Annotated in this window: 11 protein-coding genes; 4 read left to right on the forward strand and 7 right to left on the reverse strand. The window is 62.7% G+C overall.

Annotation, left to right across the window (positions count from 1 at the left end; genetic code table 11):
- Positions 1-122 precede the first annotated feature (122 nt).
- The gene (locus BLT92_RS00475) at positions 123-3131 is read right to left on the reverse strand and encodes a UPF0182 family membrane protein (protein WP_092101784.1); all 3009 of its coding nucleotides are present in this window, start codon (positions 3129-3131) and stop codon (positions 123-125) included.
- Positions 3131-4270, reverse strand: coding sequence for a YlbL family protein (locus tag BLT92_RS00480; RefSeq protein ID WP_092101787.1), 1140 nt, complete (start codon positions 4268-4270; stop codon positions 3131-3133). The genes BLT92_RS00475 and BLT92_RS00480 overlap by 1 nt, the downstream gene beginning before the upstream one ends.
- A 171-nt stretch (positions 4271-4441) precedes the next feature.
- On the opposite strand from BLT92_RS00480, the gene BLT92_RS00485 reads away from it, so the two are divergent.
- Both BLT92_RS00485 and BLT92_RS00490 read left to right on the forward strand, forming a co-directional pair.
- A complete protein-coding gene (locus BLT92_RS00485) occupies positions 4442-5866 on the forward strand; it encodes a zinc-dependent metalloprotease (protein ID WP_092101789.1) in 1425 nt (474 codons plus the stop codon).
- Positions 5867-6436, forward strand: a complete 570-nt coding sequence (locus BLT92_RS00490) for an NUDIX hydrolase (protein WP_092101792.1) — start codon at positions 5867-5869, stop codon at positions 6434-6436. It abuts the gene before it with no gap.
- Here BLT92_RS00490 and BLT92_RS00495 read toward each other — a convergent pair.
- Complete coding sequence (locus BLT92_RS00495) at positions 6414-6971, reverse strand: M48 metallopeptidase family protein (protein ID WP_092101795.1); 558 nt, start codon at positions 6969-6971, stop codon at positions 6414-6416. The two genes, BLT92_RS00490 and BLT92_RS00495, sit on opposite strands and share 23 nt — an antisense overlap.
- Positions 6972-7488: 517 nt before the next feature.
- Between BLT92_RS00495 and BLT92_RS00500 the strand changes: the two genes are divergently transcribed.
- Entirely contained in the window at positions 7489-8391 is a 903-nt protein-coding gene (locus BLT92_RS00500) for a hypothetical protein (RefSeq protein WP_092101798.1), read from the forward strand.
- Here the strand turns inward: BLT92_RS00500 and BLT92_RS00505 are convergent.
- Both BLT92_RS00505 and nudC read right to left on the reverse strand, forming a co-directional pair.
- Entirely contained in the window at positions 8368-10407 is a 2040-nt protein-coding gene (locus BLT92_RS00505; RefSeq protein WP_092101801.1) for an ATP-dependent DNA helicase UvrD2, read from the reverse strand. The genes BLT92_RS00500 and BLT92_RS00505 overlap by 24 nt on opposite strands.
- On the reverse strand, positions 10404-11381 hold the full coding sequence (gene nudC / locus BLT92_RS00510) for an NAD(+) diphosphatase (protein ID WP_092101804.1): 978 nt from the start codon (positions 11379-11381) through the stop codon (positions 10404-10406). Before nudC ends, BLT92_RS00505 begins: the two co-directional genes overlap by 4 nt.
- Positions 11382-11486: 105 nt before the next feature.
- On the opposite strand from nudC, the gene BLT92_RS00515 reads away from it, so the two are divergent.
- Positions 11487-12623 (forward strand): protein kinase family protein, encoded by a 1137-nt coding sequence (locus tag BLT92_RS00515; protein ID WP_092101807.1) that lies wholly within the window; start codon positions 11487-11489, stop codon positions 12621-12623.
- A gap of 5 nt (positions 12624-12628) precedes the next feature.
- Here BLT92_RS00515 and BLT92_RS00520 read toward each other — a convergent pair whose 3' ends face one another.
- Both BLT92_RS00520 and BLT92_RS00525 read right to left on the reverse strand, forming a co-directional pair.
- On the reverse strand, positions 12629-15814 hold the full coding sequence (locus tag BLT92_RS00520; protein WP_092101810.1) for an ATP-dependent helicase: 3186 nt from the start codon (positions 15812-15814) through the stop codon (positions 12629-12631).
- Complete coding sequence (locus tag BLT92_RS00525) at positions 15814-19089, reverse strand: PD-(D/E)XK nuclease family protein (RefSeq protein ID WP_092101813.1); 3276 nt, start codon at positions 19087-19089, stop codon at positions 15814-15816. The genes BLT92_RS00520 and BLT92_RS00525 overlap by 1 nt, the downstream gene beginning before the upstream one ends.
- Positions 19090-19146: the final 57 nt, after the last annotated feature.

Consider the following 19146-nt stretch of genomic DNA (forward strand, 5'->3'; position numbering starts at 1 on the left):
GCTGTAGAAGGCGACAGAGTTTTCCGAGTTCCTGCGCCCCTTTCTCCGGCTTATGAGTCTGGCCCCTGAGATCCGATCGGATCTCAGGGGCCAGACTCATTCAGCTTCGACTGCGACGGGGGTCAGTTCCCTCCGCCCTGATCGGCAGGGGCACTGGCCGGAGCGGAAGCCCCGTCCTTCGTGCCATCCTCGGCGAGGGAGGGATCGGCTGCCACCGCTTCCTCAATCGCGTTCTTCAGACGGTCCTGTGCCTTGCCGTACTTCTCGAAGTCACCCTCCTTGAGGGCTGCGTCGGAATCTTCCATCGCTTTCTTGGCTTCCTGCAGCGCCTCGTTGAGGTTCTGGTCGGCTGAACCGCCGCCGGAATCACCGCCGCTGCTTGTGCCGCCCGACTCGCCGGAGCCGCTGTCCTCAGTGCCCGCGTCGCCGGCCTGGGCACCGGAGTCGCCACCGAAGACCTGGTCGAGGGCCTCGTCGAGGGTCGGAGCGAATCCAATGTCTTCGCCGAACGCCACCAGCACGTGCTGGAGCAGCGGGTACGAGGTCTCTCCTGCCGACCGCACATAGACCGGCTGAACGTAGAGCAGGCCGCCGCCGACCGGCAGTGTCAGCAGGTTGCCGTTCTGGACTTCGGACTCACCCTGGCGCAGCAGGTTGAGGCTGCGCTGCACATCCGGGGCAGTATTGAAGTTGTTCTGCGCCTGTCCTGGACCGGGCACCGTTGTGTTGCGAGGCAGTTGGAGCAGCCGGAGCTTGCCGTAGCCGTCTGCCACCTCTCCCTTGGTGTCGCCGGCGTCAGCATCCGCGGACAGGAAGCCTGTCAGGTTGTTCCGCGCCTGCCCCTCAGACGAGCGTGCCGGGATATAGGAACTCGTCAACGAGAATGACGGGGACTGCTGTCCCGGCATCTGCAGGGTCATGTAGAACGGAGGCTGAGTCAGTCCGCTCGATGCTTCCTTCGTCGGATCGGTCGGCAACGTCCAGAAGTCCTGGCCGGTGTAGAACTCGCTGGCAGTGGTCACATGGTACTGGGTCAGCAGATCACGCTGAACCTTGAACATGTCCTCCGGGTAGCGCACGTGGCTCATCAGATCACCCGACATCTCGGAAGCAGGCTGGATCAGATCCGGGAAGATCTTCATCCATGTGTTGAGGACGGGATCCTCCTTGTCCCACTGGTACATCTCAACGTTCCCGCTGAAGGCGTCGACGGTGATCTTCACCGAGTTCCGGATGTAGTTGACCTCTTCGTCCGGAAGTGTCGCAACATTGCCTGCAGCGGTCTCCGTCGTGGAGTCCTCGGTTGCGGCCTGCAGCTGCTGCGGTGTCGAATACGGGTAGTCCTCGGCAGTCGTGTAACCGTCGAGAATCCACTTGATCTTGCCATCGACGACAGCAGGGTACGGGTCGCCGTCGATCTTGAGGAATGGCGCCATCTTCTGCACTCGCTCACGGGGGTGGCGTTCGTACAGGATCTGCGACTCCTCATTGACTGCGTCGGAGAGCAGGATCTGCTCGTCCTGGAACTTCAGAGCGTAGGCCAGTCGGTTGAACAGATTGCCCACAGAGGGTCCGCCGTCACCGGAGAAGGTGTTGTTGACCTGTCCCGAGGCGCCCTCCTCATCGGAAGGATAGTCAAGCTCCCGGGGCTCGGCTCCCTCTTCACCGCCGACGATGGAGTAGTTCGGTGAGTTCTCCCCGAAGTACACCCGTGGCTGGTAGTCCGGGAATTCCCCCTTGGGAGGAATGTCGGATTCCATGAATGTCGGTTCGCCGTCGGGATTGCGCGTATTGCCATTGGCAGCCACGACGCCGAAGCCGTGGGTGTAGACGATGGCGCGGTTGTACCAGCTCTGGTTGTTGACCGAGCTCGGGGCGAGTTCGCGAACCGCTATCACGGTGTCGCGCATCTCACCGTCGATGTTGTAGCGATCGACGTCGAGCTTCTGCGGGAACGAGTAGTAGGGCCTGACCTGCTGGAGCTGACGGAACGTGTCCGAGACCAGGTTCGGGTCGAGCAGACGAATCGACGCAGCGGTTTCCGCGTCCGCGCGCAGAGCACCCTTCTCGCCAGTCGTACTGGGCTCATAGGGAGTCACCTCGATGTCCTCGAAGTCGAAGGCCTCACGTGTGGCATCGATGTTGTGCTGGATGTATTCGGATTCCAGGCTCTGCTGGGACGGGTTGACCTGGAACTGCTGGACCATCGCGGGATAGGCGATGATCGAAACTCCACCGAGGACGATGAGAGTGGCGGTTGCGATGAGCGAGATTCGCCAATTGCCCTTCCACGCCGTGTAGACGAACAGCAGTGCGACAAGCACCGCTGCGATCGCAACGATGGCCATGGCAGGGAGGGCCGCCCTGTCATCCGTGTAGGTCACACCGGGGACGATGCCGCCGGTCGACGTCATCCGGTCGTACCGAGCCAGCCACAAGCGGCCGGCCTGCACGAGGATAAGAACGCCGACGGTGATTCCCAGCTGCCATTGGGCGGTCTTCGTGAGGATGACGCCCTTCTGCTCCCCCGGACGGATGCCGCCGAAGAGATAGTGTGCGACGAGCGCGGCAATGAGCGACAGCAGAATCGCCATCCCCACCTGGTCACCGATAAGCCGCAGACCGGGAAGGACGAAGACGAAGAACGACTTGTCCATCCCGAACTGGGGGTCCTGCGAGCCGAAGGACGTGGAGTTGATCCATTGGAGAACGGTGTCCCACTGCGCCGAGGCGGTGATTCCGCTGAGTGCGCCGACGACCGCTGGGATCGCGAAGGTCGCGACCTTGCGCAGCGGTTCGATGGCTTCTCGGTACCGATCGAGGTTCTCCTGGCGCGGAGTCGTCGGCGCGTACACCGGACGATTCCGGAAGGCCAAGTGCAGACTCAGCCACACCGGGACCGCCATGACCACGAATCCGGCCAGGAACGTCAGTCCGCGGGCGAACCACATGGTGCGGAACACCTGCGCGACATCGAGCTGCTTGAACCACAGGACTTCGGTGTACACCTGGGTGAAAGCGATGAAAGCGACGAGCAGAATCGCCACTGACACGAGGGTGAGCAACAGGGGCGAACGTCTGGGCCGGTTCGCCGGCATTCGTGCGGAGGTGGGTGAGGACGGAGAGCTCACTACTGCCCTTTCTCATTGTTGTCGGCGCCGCCGGCTGGACACTTCTTGAGGTCCGAGGTGTCTCCGGCTGCGTATTGCTCCACGGCGTTCTGTGCGTCATCGAGAGTGTCGATGCGAGCCACCGTGATCTTGGATTGATCGGCAGCCTCGATGACCTCTGCACAGTTGTCTGCGGGCGATAAGAAGAGTTTCGCCCCCTGCGCAGTCGAGGCCGCTACCTTCTGTCGGGCCCCGCCGATGGGGCCCACCTTGCCTGCAGGATCGATCTCGCCGGTTCCTGCCACGTGCTTTCCACCGGTCATGGCACCGGGGGTGAGTTCGTCGATGATGGCCAGTGCGAACATGGTGCCGGCGGAGGGTCCGCCGATGCCTTCGACGTTGAATGCCACGTCGACGGGGAACTCGAAGTCCTGCTTCATGCTGATGCCGATGGCATTGCGTCCGTCGATCGTCGCGGGCTTCATCGCAACATCGACGTCTTCGCCACCGCGTTCGACGACGATGTCGACCGAGTCGGAGGACTGCACTGTCTCGCTCATGACCGTCGCTGCCTCCGGGTCAGAGTCCAGCTTCTTCCCGTTCACCGAGATGATCCGGTCACCTTTGCGCAGTTGCCCCTCGGCGGGTGAGTCGGGCACCACCTCGTTGACGAGGAGATGCACTTTGTAGGGTTTGTCGAGTTGGCCCATCGCCGCGGCCACGGCCACATCCTGGCTGGAAGACATCTCCACCGCATTGGACGCGGCCACGTCCTCCCGCGTCGTATCAAGAGGGTAGTACGCCTCGGTGGGGATGACCGTCTCCTTGCCATTCAGCAGAGTGCCCAGCGCCTGTGACGCGTAGGTGTCACGCCCCGGGCCTCCGCTGACGGCGACTGTGAGCATGTCGATGCGCCCATCGGTCGGATAGGTCTTGGCACCGGAGACATCGACCATGGGCTTGCCCTGATAGTCACCGAGCGTATTGAACACCGGTCCGGGCAGCTGCAGCATGTAGGGCACCGGCAGCAAAACGGCAAGAGCGATGAGGAGGTAGGTCATGACCCCTGAAGTCGTGGTCAGACGTGGAGCGCGTCGTCGAGTGTCGCCACGCGTCGGTGTTGCGGGCACCGGCACGGCCCGAGGGGCATTCGCTGTCATGTTGTCCTTTCGCTGCACCGCCCGACCAGTCTAGTTGAAACCTGACCGCGAGTTTCACAGACTCCTTTCGCCCGGTGCGAACATCATCCGAAACCTCCCGGAATTGGGAAGCTTCCCACATACAGAACCGTTAACGTATAAGACAAACCGATTCTTGGGGGCTTTGAGAAAATGAGCGATGACAACAACAATGAGCAGAATCCGTTCGAACAGATCTTCGGAATGCTCTTCGGAGCGAATGGTCCCGGCGCCGGTCAGGGCGAGGACAAGGACGGCAATACCGGTCCGCAGGGCTTCCAGATCGATCCGGCGATGATGTCGACCATCATGAATCAGATGCAGGGCCTCTTCAGTCAGGGTGCCGATTCCCAAGCTCAGGCGACGTCGATCGCTCAGAAGGCGGTTCCGACACCTGACCCCGCAGTGGGCGAAGAATCGGTGAAGGCGACCACCGACGCTTTCCGGCTTGCAGAGCTGTGGCTCGCCGAGGCGACCGAGTTCTCCGGAGCCAGCCGATCGGCGCGCACGCTCACCCGTGCAGAATGGGTCAGCGAGACCATGCCCGGTTGGCAGAAATTCGTCCTCCCGATCAAGGAGAACATGTCCTCTGCCCTGACAGAGACTCTCGAGACTCAGGTGCCGGCAGAGATGAAGGGAATTCTCGCCGGAGCCTCATCGATGTTCGGTTCGATGAGCGACTCGATGTTCGCAATGCAGATCGGACAGGCCGTGGGTGCGCTGTCGGAGAGCGTGCTCACCGGCACTGAGGTGGGTCTGCCCCTTCTGCCGCAGGACACCGCAGTGCTCGTCGAGACCAATGTGGAGAAGTTCGCCTCTGAGATCGACGTCGATGCATCGGAAGTCCGGATCTACCTCGCCGCCCAGGAGCTTGCCCACCTGGCGCTGTTCGAGCGCGCTCCCTGGCTGAGCGCGCAGGTCGAAACAGCGCTGACTCGCTATGCGCAGGGCCTCAAGGTCGACACCTCCCAGATCGAAGACATGGCCTCGCAGATCGATCCGTCCAATATCTCCGACCTCAGCGACAACATTCGCCAGGGTCTGTTCAATCCTCCGACCACCGAAGACCAGAAGAAGGCACTGACGACGCTGGAGAACCTCCTTGCCGTCATCGCCGGTTGGGTCGACGTCGTCGTCTATTCCGCATGTGCGCATCTGCCTGGACGCGATCAGATCCGTGAGGCGCTGCGACGCCGCCGAGCTACCGCGGGTCCGGCCGAGAAGACATTCTCGACGCTCGTCGGCCTGGAATTCAATCCTCGCCGCCTGCGTGACGCTGCAGCACTATTCGGGTACCTCGAAACCCAAGGAGGCACAGAGGCAAGGGACAAGGTGTTCTCCCATCCCGACCTCCTGCCGACGACGGAGGACCTCGACGACCCCTTGGGCTACTCCGAGCGTCGGCATGCCGAATGGACCAGCGAATCGACTCTTGACGAGGCCTTGAGCCGCATTCTCGCCGAGGGTATCGAAGGCACGGAAACCAGCGACGATTCAGGGCCGCAGGAAGATGTCGAATCCGATTCCGACGATGGGACTGACGACACTGGTGAGACCGGTGGCCGCAGTGAGAGCTGAATGATTCGTCTCGATACTGCCCGCTCCGAAGTCGGCGCCACCTCGGCCGCGACTGATTTCGCGCTCGACTTCGAGGACTTGTTCTCCACAGCCGGCGACGACGCGTTGCGGCGCGAGTCGGGCGCTGAGCACGTCACTGCCAGTTGCCTGATCTTCGACCCCGACACGGAGTCCGTGCTCCTCAACCATCACCGCAAGGCCGGTCTCTGGGGTCAGTTCGGCGGGCATCTCGAGCCCGAGGATGACAGCCTGTGCTCTGCGGCGCGCAGGGAGGCCATGGAGGAGAGCGGGCTGAGCCACCTGACCTGGTTCTCCCCCGTCCCGATCGATCTCCATGTGCACGATCTCTCGGCCTCGTTCGGGGCGTGCCGACGTCACTTCGACGTGGTCTTCGCCGCAATCGCATCCGTGGACCAGGTTCCCGTCGTCTCGGACGAGTCTCTGGCGGTGAGATGGTTCCCACTCACAGACCTGCCGGCGTCTCTGATGCCGGATCTGGTCGTGCGGCTGCCGCAGCTTTACCGGGCAGGTGTGGGATCCTGGCGAGTCAGCGACCGCCGCCGCGGTTGAACTGCTCCCCCGCGCTGAAGCCTTCAAGGTAGATTTTCGCATCGGCTTGTCTGGGGTGCCTGTCCGCCAACTCGTGGAACTCTTTGGAATGCGGGCCGATCTGCAGATGAGCGAGTTCATGGACGATCACTGTCTCCAACACCCAGCGAGGCACCGTCTGCAGGCGGTGGGAGACTCTGATGTCTCCTGACGAGGTCGTCGTCGATGCCCAGCGACTGATGTTCTGATTCGTCACCCACCTGATCGACTGCGGGCGTAGGCGTCCATCGAAATAGAGCCGGCTCATCTCATGTGCCAGATCGACGAGATCAGCGGCCGAGGAATGGTCCCTGGCAGCGAGGCGGTTGAATAGATCTGTCAGCGACCGGATGTTGGTCTCCACGCTGTATCTCACAGGTGTGCTGAGTACGTATGTATCCACTTCCTTCGAGACCGAAATGGTCTTCTTCCGACGTGCGGAGCGGCGCACTTCGATTTCTCCACGGGTGATCGCCCGCAGTACGTCCTCTTCGGTCCATCGCTGTTGAGTTGCCACAGGCCCATCATAGGAAATTCGGCAGACATTCATTCATGCGTCTCTCCTTGTGAGTTTCCTGAGCATCGTCGTTCCACACCGCATTTCGGACTGTCCACAGGTCGAGTCACCGCCAGTGACCGCCGGTAGCGGAAGTGACCTACGCTTTCATTCTCTTCATTGCCCCTCACACAATCCCTCAAGGAACCTTTTCTCCACAATTCATCGCGACATATCCACAGGTTATCCACACACTGTTGACCGGTATGTGGATGAACCGACATTGACGGGGCGGCAAATGCAGAATAAGTTCTATGATTGACCCCGGAAAACCCGGTGATGCGTGCGGAAGGGGAAGCTGCACGAGTCTCCGCGAGCGCCTGGGGGCACATAGCGGTTGAGGGCACGTCGGGATGCATTTTCCGGCCTGCCCTCGACTGTTTTCCACAGGGTTTTCCACAGTTTCATCTCGCCCATGGCGGATGTCCTCCACCTTCACTACTGTGGAAGTCCGAGGCGTTCGAGGCGAGGTGGAGACATGTTCCGGATTTTTCCCAGTGTGCCGATCACATGGCGGTCATCATCGTGTGTGCAGTTCGGCGTCGATGATCCCGTCCTCATCGACGGGCTCCTGCCAGCAGACGTCGCTCTCGTCGACGAATTGCGAATGGGCGTCGGTTCGGCGCAGTACTATTCTCGGGCGCAGGATCTCGGTGCCGATCTGGGCCGGGCGAGTTCGCTGATCACATTGCTCGACGAGGCGGGGGTCATCGTCCCCGACGATTCCGACGCCGCAACAGTGACGAAGAGTTCCCCTCTGTTGGCAAGCGCGCAGATCTTCGCCCTCTCCCCCGACCGCGTATCGAAGCTCCTCGGTGACTCACGGATCATGGTCGTGGGGCCGCTGCGAGCAGTCACCGAACAGTATCTCTCAGCTTCGGGTTTCGCCATCGCGAACGAGCATCGCGTCGAGGACCTCGATCTGCTGTCCTCACCTCTCGTGATCACGACTTCCTACCTCGTCCCTGATCTTCATACCGCCACCTGGCTCACGGATCGCGAGGTGCCCCACTGCCAGGTCGTCATCGGGGAATACTCCCTCGAGGTCACCGGTCTCATCCGTCCCGGGACGACACCCTGTGCTGTCTGCGCCTGCCTGGTGAAGAAGGACGCAGATGATTCGTGGTTCGACCAGTACTCTCACATCCGAGCCCTTCCGGACCGCGAGAACCTCAGCGATCCGTTGTCACGGGCGCTCGGAGCAATCAATGTCGTTCAGATCCTCAGACGATCTCTGCTGAGTCCCGACGCCGACCCGGTGCGCCGGAACGTCTCACTGGCCACAGGCATCGGAACAGATGCTGCACCGGCGTTTCATCCCCGCTGCCAGTGCCGCGTTCCGGTCCCGCACTTCGACCTAATCGATGAGCAGGCTCAATAGCCCCGACCCATAGAGTTCGAGTTTGGTCGCGCCGACCCCTGGAATCTTCGCCAGTGAGCTCATGTCCTGCGGCCTGATCTCGGCGATCGCCGAAATCGATGTGTCGGTGAGAACGAGATAGGGCGGAAGGCCCTGTTCCAAGCCGACACGGGCTCGCCAGCGTCGCAGCCTGTCGAGGAGTTCAACGTCGATGTCAGCAGGACAGTCCGCACACCGGGACAGAGCCCGGTCGACCTGGGACACGAGCACCTTGCCGCACGATCTGCAGCGATTCAACGTCACCGAGGTCGCAGTCCGACGGCCCTGACCCACCGTTTGATCGACGCGTCCGAGTTCGCTGAGGAACCGGGAGGGTTTGCGTGGTCGCTGTTTGGAATCATGGCGTGACAGAGACCAAGTCAAGCTGAGGTCACTGCCGGCACGGGTCAGCGCCACATAGAACAGGCGCCGCTCCTCAGCGACTGCTCGTGGCGTCTGGGCGTAGCTGATGGGCAGCAGTCCCTCGCTGAGCCCAACCAGGTGCACACTGTCCCATTCGAGGCCTTTGGCCGCGTGGAATGAGGCGAGGGTGACACCTTCGATGTCTGGAGCGAATTGATGCTCGGCTCGCTCGCTTAGATCAGCGAGGAACGTTTCAAGGGGCACCGGCAGTTCGGATCCGGACTGGTGGCTCTCAGCCAGGTCGACCAGTGCCTTCAGAGATTCCCATTTCTGGCGGCTCGCCCCGGCAGCAGGTGGCTTGCTCGAGTACCCCAGAGAGACCAGCACCTCGGCGACGACTTCCGGCAGGGGTCTGCCGCTCGAAGTGGCACGGGCCGCCTTGAGCATGAGGACGGCCTCTTTGACCTCCTTGCGCGCGAAGTACCTCTCTCCGCCACGCAGAACGTAGGGGATGCCGGCTGCGGCAAGAGCCTGCTCGTAAGCGGGACTCTGTCCGTTCGTGCGAAACAGAACCGCAATGTTCCGAGGGCGGCGGCCGGCATGAACCTCGGCAGAGATGGCCTTGACGACACCGGCGGCCTCAGCATCATCAGTCGGATACTCGGTCATGGCCGGCTGTTGGCCAGCAGGGTTGTCGGTACGCAGGGTCAGCGCCGCGCGAGAAGTGTGTCGCAGCAGATTGTTCGCTGTCGACACGATTGCCTTCGACGACCGATAGTTGCGGACCAACTGTATCGTCGTCGACGTCGGCAGCGAAGCGTCCAGTGTCCTCAGCAGTGAGGAGTCGGCTCCCGCAAAGGAATAGATCGTCTGGGCCGGGTCACCGACGACGCAGAGATTGTCCCGTGGCCCCAGCCAGCGCGAGAGGACGTCGTACTGAAGAGGCGAAACGTCCTGAAATTCGTCGACGACGAAGTGCCGATACTGATCGCGGATCTCTGCCGCGATGGCCGGATACTCTGCAAGCACGCCGTCGAGAACGAGCAGAACATCCTCGAAGTCCATGAGCCGGCCGCGTGTCTTCGCTTCGCTGTACGCCTCGAAGATGCGCACCATGTCCTCGACGCCCAGTTGTCCGGGAAGATCGCGGGCGACGGCTTGGGTGGCATAGTCGTCGACGCCCAGAAGGGACGCGGCAGCGAATTCGAGTTCGGAGGCCACGTCTCGATTCAGCTCCCGGCTGGTCTCGATCCCCAAGCTCTGGAGCACCGAGCCGAGGATCCCAGCCTTGTTGTCAACGATCCGAGGGAAGTCTCCCTGTGCAAACCGGTCCCAGAAGAAGCGCAGCTGGCGAAGCGCCGCGGAGTGAAACGTTCGGGCCTGGACGGCCGGGACTCCGAGGTCGCGCAGGCGTGACCGCATCTCCCCGGCGGCCTTGGCCGTGAAGGTCAGAGCCAGAACGTGATTGGGAGGGAACACCTCGGTGGCGATCCCGTAGGCGATGCGATGGGTCATCGCACGGGTCTTGCCCGTCCCGGCTCCGGCCAGGACGATGACCGGTGTGGAGAATTGGGTGGCGACTTCCTTCTGCTCCTCGTCGAGAGCATCGAGCAGTGCCGCAGCCTGAGCGCTCAAACGTTGTCCAACCAGCTGTAGAGAAGCTGTCCGGCGATCGACACTACCCCGGGGGCCCGCACCGTGCCACGTTCGATGGCCGCTCGCAGCTCCTCACGAGTGAACCAAGTCAAGGTGGCGATCTCCGCCTCGTCGGCGGCGAATTCGAGGCTTGGCGCCTCAGCTGAGAAACCGAGCATGAGGGAGCACGGGAAAGGCCAGGGTTGGGACCCGAGGTACTGCGGATTCGCGACTTCGACATGGGCCTCTTCGAAGACCTCTCGAATGACTGCGTGCTCCAAGGTTTCACCGGGTTCGACGAATCCGGCCAGCAGGGAGAATCGGTCCGACTCCCACGCGGCGTTGTTGCCCAGCAGCACCCTCTCGATCCCGTCCTCGTCGGTGTTGATGATGAGGACGATGACGGCCGGGTCTGTCCGCGGGAAGTGCTCGCTGCCGTTGTCGGGGTCCGTTCTCACCCAACCGCCGAGATTGGTCTGGGTCGGATTCCCGGTACGGGGCGAGAACTGGTGGGCTCTGTGCCAATTGCCGAGGCCCACGATCTCGCACGCCAGGGACACCTGCACGTCGTCGAGGGACTCTGCCAGCTGACGCAGCGGCAGCCACACAGGCTCGGCGCTGTCGATTCCCTCCCCCGGTGCCGTCAGCAGATCGGTGGCGTCGCGTGCCCGCGACGTCGCCAGCGAAGTGTCGATCTCACTACGGCCGACATCGTCGAGGGAGACCCCGATGTACCGTGTACCTTCGGCGTCTCGGCCGAGGTAGATCTCCGTCTGCTCATCCGGCACCATGTCGACATCACTGATGAACAGACCACCCGCTGCGACGAGGAGTGACCCACGGTGTTCGAACACGGGCCTCGCTCCGCTGGCCCACAGTTCGTGTAAGTCACCGTCCTTTCCGCGAGAGAGATGGTCACGATCGATTCCATGGCGGGCCAGACTGATCGGTTTCACGGGTGGCAGTGGCTTCATAGCCTCCACGATAACTCAGGGCCCTGACGCAGGACGCGTGCGAGCTGACACGCTCAACGGCCGAATCTCCGGTCTCCAGCCGTGGCACACGGTAGATTGGGGAGGGTGAATACCAAGGCACTCAAGTTGGCAGCTGTCGCGGCAACGATGCTCGAAGACTTCTCCCCGACGGAATGGGTCCCCCTGCCGTCATTGGGGCTGGGGATCAGAGTTCTCGTCGACGATGGTCAGCAGCAGTTGGTGGCGACGGCACAGACCAGTCTCGATCGGTCTGCGGACACCGGTTCCGCGGCCGAAGCAGGACGGATCTATGACACGATGTATCCGCATGCCGGGTTCGCCTGGCCCCATCTGCGCGCCATCACCGAGGTCGACGCCGACTACTTCGGCACTACCGCATCCACCACGGTGACTCTCATCGATCCCCTGCCTGGTGCTCCAGTCGGTGACCAGGCCATCACTGATGTCGCGCGCGCGAGCTCATTGGCGCAGGCTCTGGCCACGCTGCATTCGGCGGCACCGGAAACGATCTCCGAGGCAGGATTCCCCGTCGAAGACCCGTCCCGATTCCAGTTTCAGATCTTGGAGAGGCTCGATCAGGCTGCGTCTACTGGCCAGGTGCCCGCCGCTCTGCTGCAACATTGGGAAGAGGAATTCGAAAAGGTCGCGCTCTGGCGCTTCCTCGCCACCCCAATCCACGGTGCGATTGATGAGACGAGTGTCTACACCGACCAGGAGCGCGTGCTCGCGCTGTCGGGAATCGAACGTCTGCGGGTCTCCGATCCCGCCATCGATCTGGCTGCGGCCTCGGCACTCATCGACCCTGCCGCTGTGCCGACCTTCTTCAGCGAGTACAGGAACTCACGGCCCCGTGCCGACGAGCACGTGATCACCCGTGCCGAACTGCTGGCCGAGTTCGCCGTCCTCGATTGGCTGCTCGAAGCAGTCGATTCCGGAGATCAGGATGCGATTCAGGACGCAGGCGAACTTCTGTCCTCGTTCAACAATGTCCTGTTCTCGAAGGAAGCATCAGAGCCGAAGGGCGCTCCCACTGAAACGACAGTGGCAAGCAGCGCTCCAACAGCAACGAGCAGCGACCAGGACTCGAATCCGGCGACGGATGTGCCGACCGAGCAGCCAGAGTCCGATACCGGGCGCACGCCTGAGGCCGAGAGCGTCATCGACGAGGGAACAACAGAGCCGGACGAATCAGCACCGCCCGAGGACTCTCAACGCCCCTGATCGGGTCAGCTGCGGTCATTGGCATCCAACCACGCAATGATCTCGGCCTCCTCCGGAAGCTGGGTGAACCTGACGATGTCATCGCTGCCGACGAAGTAGAAGGTTCCCGTCACCTCGGTGATCTCGGGATGGACCCGCTGAATGGCGAAGCGGTAGAGAGCCAACTGCCATTTCATCACCTCCAACGCCTTCTCATCTGGCCGTTTCGAGGTCTTCCAGTCCACGACCTCTGCGTGATCGCCTGTGATGAAGACCGCATCGATCTTGCCCGGGACCCTGAACCTTCCGAGGACGAGTTCGAACGACATCTCGATGTGATCGGCATGCCTGCTCGCGAATTCTGAGCCGATGAAAGTCTGCTGGAGACGTTCGACGGTCGCAGTGTTGATGGCCTGGATCTGCTGTCCGTCATCGATGTCGATGCTCGCCTGTCCGAAATGCTGCTCGACCCAGGAATGGAAGGTGGTCCCGATCTCTGCTGCCCGACTCGGCGGGGTCGGAATGGGGCGCAGGGTCTGGGTGATGAATTGCTGCGGGTTTCTGCGCCACGAGACAAGAGCTGTCGCCGATAGACGATCCGGGACAGTTCCGGTGCTGGCAGTGCCAGGGCGGCTGCTGATCCGCCGTGCCTGTCGAGCATATTCGCCTACGAGTCCCTGCTTCTGTGCCAGTTCGTCCAGGCCGACGGGTGCAGCAGTGCTGACCCACTCGGCGGCACGTCGGGCAGTGGACACACGATCGGTTCGCGGTACGGGCCAGATGCTTGTCTCGATGCGGTCCTCGGACGTTTCGTCGGCAGGTTCCGGCATGTCGACATCGCGTCCCAACACTTCGATCGCTTCGGTGAGGAACGGGGACGGCTCGTCAGGGTTCGCCCTGGCCCCCATCAACTCGGCCCCCAGCCACAGGTAGTGTTTGGCGCGAGTGAAGGCCACGTAGGCCAGACGCCGTTCCTCTTCCTCGTGTGCCTCGGCGATTGCCGGTTTGATGAACTCGCTGACCCATTCGTCCAGTGCCTTCTTGGTGTCGAAGTCGGCGGTTCGCAGGTCATAGTCAACCAGGTGGGCACGGTCGCCTCGCAGCGGGTACGGCAAGGCTGTTCTGTCCATCCACCCTTCCTTGTCCTGCGGTTCCGTCGGGAAGTCCTTGACCACCAGAGACGGCACGGCGACTGCATCGAATTCGAGGCCCTTCGAGGCGTGGACCGTCATGATGTCGATCGCGTCGGAGGCCGAATTCGGCTCGACCACGCTGAGCGCATCCTTCGCCTCCATCAGGGTCAGCCACTCGAGGAAACCCTGCACCGAGGGCTGATCGTCGGCCGCCGAGTACTGGCTTGCCGCAGAGAGGAACGAGTCGATCGCGGAACGGTGAAGGTTGCGCAGCGAATCGCTGAGCCCCCAGATGTCGGAGTCGACTCCGGTTTCGGTCATCGCGGTACGAATGATCGAGGCGATGGTCCCGGACCCGGAACGAACATGGCGCAGAGCCCGTGCCAACCTGACCAATCGTTCCAATGCGATCGAGCTCAGACCCGAGTTGCGATAGTTATTCACCATGGTCCGTGCGCCGGCGAAGTGTGCCGACCCTGCGAGTGCCTCGGAGAGGTCAACGAGTTCGTCAAGTCCCTCGACGATGGTCGGCTGGTCGATGGTCTCAGGTACGACTGCCTCAGCCTCGGCGTTGTCCGCCATGAACTCGGTCAGTCGCGAATCGTTCTGCGCACGGGTGAATGCCTGCACAGCGGCGATGTCTGTGGCCCCGAGGCCCAGCAGTCGACCGCTGACCAACCGCATCAGTGCGTCACCGGCCATCGGATCGACGGCCGCGGTGAGCACTGCCCGCAGATCGGCGACGAAGGGGTCGCTCAGGAGACCGGAGGAACCGTGGACGTGAACGGCGTAGCCTGCAGCATCCAGCGCCGCGGCGACCGGCGCGAAATGGGCACGTTTGCGGCACAGCACGGCCGTGGATGACCCGGCGGGAAGGCTGGCGACCCATTCGGTCAGGGATCTGAGTCCGACGGTGAGGAAGTCCGGATCATAGGCGCCCGAGCTGATGTCGATGGCCACACCACCGTCCCCGGCTCCTGTGCGTGCCGACAGCGGCTTCTCCTGGCTTCCGGCCAAACCGTTCGCGGTCCGGTTCGCGACCGTCAGGATCGTGTGGTCATTGCGCCAGCTCGTGCTCAGTGTCAGCGCCGAGACATTGTCGAAGTCGGCGGAGAAGCGGATCATGTTGTCGGCACTTGCCCCGCGCCAGCCGTAGATGGCCTGCCGGGGATCGCCCACCGCTGTCACCGCCGTGGAGTGGAACAGGTCGCGCAGCAGTTTCAGCTGGGCGACCGAGGTGTCCTGGAACTCATCGAGGAGAACGATTGACCACCTCTGCTGTTCGGCACTGCGCGCGGCCGGCACTTCGTCGAGGATGCGCTGAGCGAAGCGAACCTGGTCCGAGAAGTCCATGGCCAGGTTGCGACGTTTGGCGATCATGTAAGCGCCGGCCAGTTTCGCGGTCTTGATCTTCGCTTCGAGCTTTGCGCGCCGACCATTCGGGTCAACGGGTTTTCCCTTGCTCGAGACCAGGGCCTGCAGACACTGGTCAAGATAGTCCGTGACCTCGTCGACCTCGCGACCGTGGTCATTCATCGCCGCGGCCAATGAGATGATGTCGGCGATCATCGTCTCTCGTGCGAAGTCGCCGGGGATCTCCTCCGTCGCAGTGGAGTCGATGATGTCACCGGCAATGGTGTGGGCAGCCGCGTCATCCAGCAGCACCGTCTCGGGCTCGATGCCGATGCTGACTCCGTGTTCGCTGACGATCGAGGCGGCATAGGAGTTGTAGGTCGACACCGTCGGATTGTCGAGACCGGGCAGTCTCATCTCCGAACCCAGCCCGAGGCTGTGGCGCAGCCGAGCCAAGAGCACCCTGATCCGCCCGCCCAGTTCACCCACTGCCTTCCGTGTGAAGGTGAGGCCCAGGATCTCCTCGGGCGCGACGAAGCCATTGGCCACAAGCCATACGACCCGCTGGGAGATCACGGTCGTCTTACCCGATCCTGCGCCGGCGGTGACCTTCATCGACTGCGCCGGATCGGCTTCGATGATGATTCTCTGCTCTTCGCTCGGCGGGAACGCTTGGGCGGGGTCGGCGGCGGTCAGGCGGGCCAGGTGTTCTGCGGTGAAGCGCATCAGGACTCTTCCAAGGTCTGGGGCCCGATTGCCGGGCAGGAGGTGCGGACAGGACAGCTCAGGCATTTCTGCGGCTCGACCCGGGCCGGGAACTCGGCGGCCCGCATGCGATCGGAGACATCGTTGATGAGGTCTCGTGCCCAGCCCGGATCCTCATCGATTGCAAGCGCCGACTGTTCTCTTGTCGTCTGTTTGGAATTGCGCAGGTACACGAGTTCGGCACCATAGGAAGTGGCATCGATGGTCTGGTCCTCACCGATGGTGATGGTCCCGGAGTTGATCGCCTCCTGGTAGACGCCGAGTTGGGGGTGACGGGCCATCTCCTGACCTTTGACGACGTTCTTTCCGGTCTTGAAGTCCACGATCCGGATTCCCTCGGGGGTCTGTTCGAGTCGATCGAGGCGCCCGGTGACTTTCCATTCCTGGGCCTTGTCATCGACTCCGGTGGCGTACACCTGAGCTTCGACGCCGATGGGTTCACCGGGTGCGGTCTTGATGTACTCGCCAAGGCGATCGGCCATCTTCATCGCCAATGTGTGTTCGCGATCCCGCTCCCACTCAGCATCGAATTCGAGCGTCGAGAATTCCTTGTCGACGAATTCTCGGATCGCCGAGGCCGGACCCTGCGGAAAATTCTCCGCCGCGGCGTGGATGATCGTTCCCAGGCTCTGGGCCAACGAGCCGGGCCTGTCTCCCCCGTTGCGGGTGAGGAACCACCGCAGCGAGCAGTCGGTGAAGGACTCCACCTGAGACGGTGAGACTCTCACGGTGTCGTCGCTGGTGAAGAGAGGCTGGCTGGAGGTGACGTCTTCGGTCTCGCGCCATTGTTCGGGTGGTTCGACCGTGCTGCTGGCGGCAGTCAGTGCCGACATCAGCTGCGCCCAATTCCGCACGTCATCCTCGGGCGCCTCGTGCGCAGGGTCCGCGGCGGCTCTCAGCAGCCGGGCGCGGGTATGCGCGGCCATCTCGTCCAGGGACAGCGGCAGGAGTTCATCCTCATGGGTGATCGCGTACCCGTCTGCGTCCTCGGTGCCCTTCGATGTTCGTGCCGCGATCACGTCGAAGAACGGTGAGGGATTGCTTTCGGCGTCAGAGATGGAGGTGATGATGATCTGTTCTTTTGCGCGGGTCAGTGCCGTGTAGAAGAGCTCGCCCTCTTCACGCAGATTCTTCCGTTTGGCATGGGAGTGGTAGCCCGGGTCCCCGGTTGCCCTCTCGCCGGTGGCCAGCACGGCGCTGAGATCGTCGAGGCCGAGGATGCCGCCGCGGATCTTCGGATTGGGCCATACCCCTTCGTTCACCTCGGCGATGATGACGAGCGGGACCCGCAGATGCGCCAGTGACGACGGGGTGCCGACCTGCACATGATCGTCGTTGCCGGCCCGTGCGGCAAGGGAATCCTGCGCGATGTCCTGCTCTGCCACGATCCCGGCGAACGACCGTGCTGTGAATCCTCCGCGGTCGGAGATCTTCTCCGCCAAAGTGAATAGCCGCAGCACCGAGTCCAGATGCGAATTCGCCACCGACTCCGGATCGCGAAGAGCATCCGACTGCCATTTCTCAGCGACGCCCGCCGCCTCCCAGATCATCCACAGCGCCTGGTGCGGATCGACCGACCGGACCTCGGCGGCGGCCCGCAACATCCGAGAGATCGTCGCCAGCCCAGTCGGGGATGAGTCGTTGACATCGCTGCGCAGCGCCTGTGCCAACGACGTCGAGCTGTTTGCTGCGGGGAACTTCTTCCTCACGACTCGCTTGAACCGTCTGATCTGCACCGGGTCGAGGCGGACATAGACGCTTCCGGCCAAGGTCAGAGCCTGTGCAGCGATCGACTCATCATCGTCGAAGTCCGGGGTGCGCGAGAGCAGCTCGAGAAGCGGCGCGGTTGCGGAGTCGATGCTGAGAGGCGCCATGATGTTGGCAGTCGCCACACCTGAGGCACTCAGTTCGTTCGCGACGACTCGCGCCGTCGACGTATTCCGACACAGCACGGCAACATCCGACCACGCATGCCCGTCTTCGACGAAGTTCGTGACTCGACGCGCCAGATACCGATAGCTCGAGGCAGCTCCCTCGAATACATGAGTCTCCACCGTCTCCGGCACGTCGCTCACGGATTCGACGTCGGCAACGTCGTCTGCGACAGCATCGGAAACGTCGGCAGCAGCGATGTCGGCGGCCGCTGAGCCGTCGTCCGAGTATTCCGGTCCGCTGCTCGGGCGCGGCATATGGTGCAGACCCCACCTGGTGGTGATGCGGCGACCGAAGTCATCGCTGACGTCGACGATTCCGGCACCCGTACCCTTCGGGTCGGGCAGAATCACCGTTGTGAAACCATCATCGGCAGCGCTGCGGTCGATGAGGGAGGCGTCGGCTCCGTGGAACCGCCCGGTCACGGTCTCCGGACTGCCGAACAGTGCCAGAGCGCTGCCGCGCTCACGCAGCTGTTCGAGCAGACCCCAGCTCGCAGCCGGGAAATCCTGAACCCCATCGGCCAGGACCACTGTGGGCACCACGTCGGGAGCGAAGGTCCAAGTCCGTCCAGCGGTCACCTCGGCGGGCTCACGCAGAACCTCGAACGCCGCTCTCGCCAGGACCGTCGCAGAGTCGGTGCCTCCGTAACCGGGCATGCTCATGATGTCGAGGTATTCGTCGAGGATCTGGGCCACTGCCTCCCACCGCGGATCACGGTGGCGCTCAAGGACCCGATCGAGCAGGCTGCGCCCGAAGTCGAACACAAACTCGGGTGCCTGGTTCCGGCCACTGTCGGCAGCAGGGGCGGGAAGGCGCACACCGAAGTCGAACTCCATCACCCGGTTGAGGAAATCGCGGACCTCGGTTCGAAACGCCGACGTCGATCGCACTTCCGCGGTGATTTCGACCGGCCAGACGGGTCCACGGCCGTGACCGAGCTCGTGACCGGCCAGGAGGTCGGCGAGGAAAACGTCCTGATCGGCCCCGGAGATGAACTCGAGGTCATCGCCGGTCGCCGTCGTGTGCGCAGCACGCGCAATTCCGTAGGCGAAGGATGAGATGCTTCGCGCGGGCGCCGAGGCCAGCACTGCGTCCCCGGGCACTGCCAGGCGGTTGCGCAGCACATCGGCATGATCGCGGTTGGGCGTGAGAACCAACACCGATGCGGGGCTGACCGCTGACATCAGCTGCGCGTACACGGATTCGAGCATCGTAGTCTTGCCTGTCCCAGGGCGCCCCACGACCGTCACCGACTCCCCCGCGAGCAATTTCGCGCCGATCCCCTCAGTCACTTCATCCATACCCGTATTCCATCATGAGCCACCGACATGGGCACGATGTGAGCACGATCGAGCGCG

Source organism: Brevibacterium picturae, assembly GCF_900105045.1.
Taxonomy (GTDB): domain Bacteria; phylum Actinomycetota; class Actinomycetes; order Actinomycetales; family Brevibacteriaceae; genus Brevibacterium; species Brevibacterium picturae.

Excerpts from the sequence above, each read along its gene's own strand:
- BLT92_RS00525 (WP_092101813.1), bottom strand. The coding sequence starts at position 19,089 with ATGGATGAAGTGACTGAGGGGATCGGCGCGAAATTGCTCGCGGGGGAG.
- BLT92_RS00485 (WP_092101789.1), top strand. The coding sequence starts at position 4,442 with ATGAGCGATGACAACAACAATGAGCAGAATCCGTTCGAACAGATCTTC.
- BLT92_RS00490 (WP_092101792.1), top strand. The coding sequence starts at position 5,867 with ATGATTCGTCTCGATACTGCCCGCTCCGAAGTCGGCGCCACCTCGGCC.
- nudC (WP_092101804.1), bottom strand. The coding sequence starts at position 11,381 with ATGAAGCCACTGCCACCCGTGAAACCGATCAGTCTGGCCCGCCATGGA.
- BLT92_RS00500 (WP_092101798.1), top strand. The coding sequence starts at position 7,489 with ATGTTCCGGATTTTTCCCAGTGTGCCGATCACATGGCGGTCATCATCG.
- BLT92_RS00520 (WP_092101810.1), bottom strand. The coding sequence starts at position 15,814 with ATGCGCTTCACCGCAGAACACCTGGCCCGCCTGACCGCCGCCGACCCC.
- BLT92_RS00480 (WP_092101787.1), bottom strand. The coding sequence starts at position 4,270 with ATGACAGCGAATGCCCCTCGGGCCGTGCCGGTGCCCGCAACACCGACG.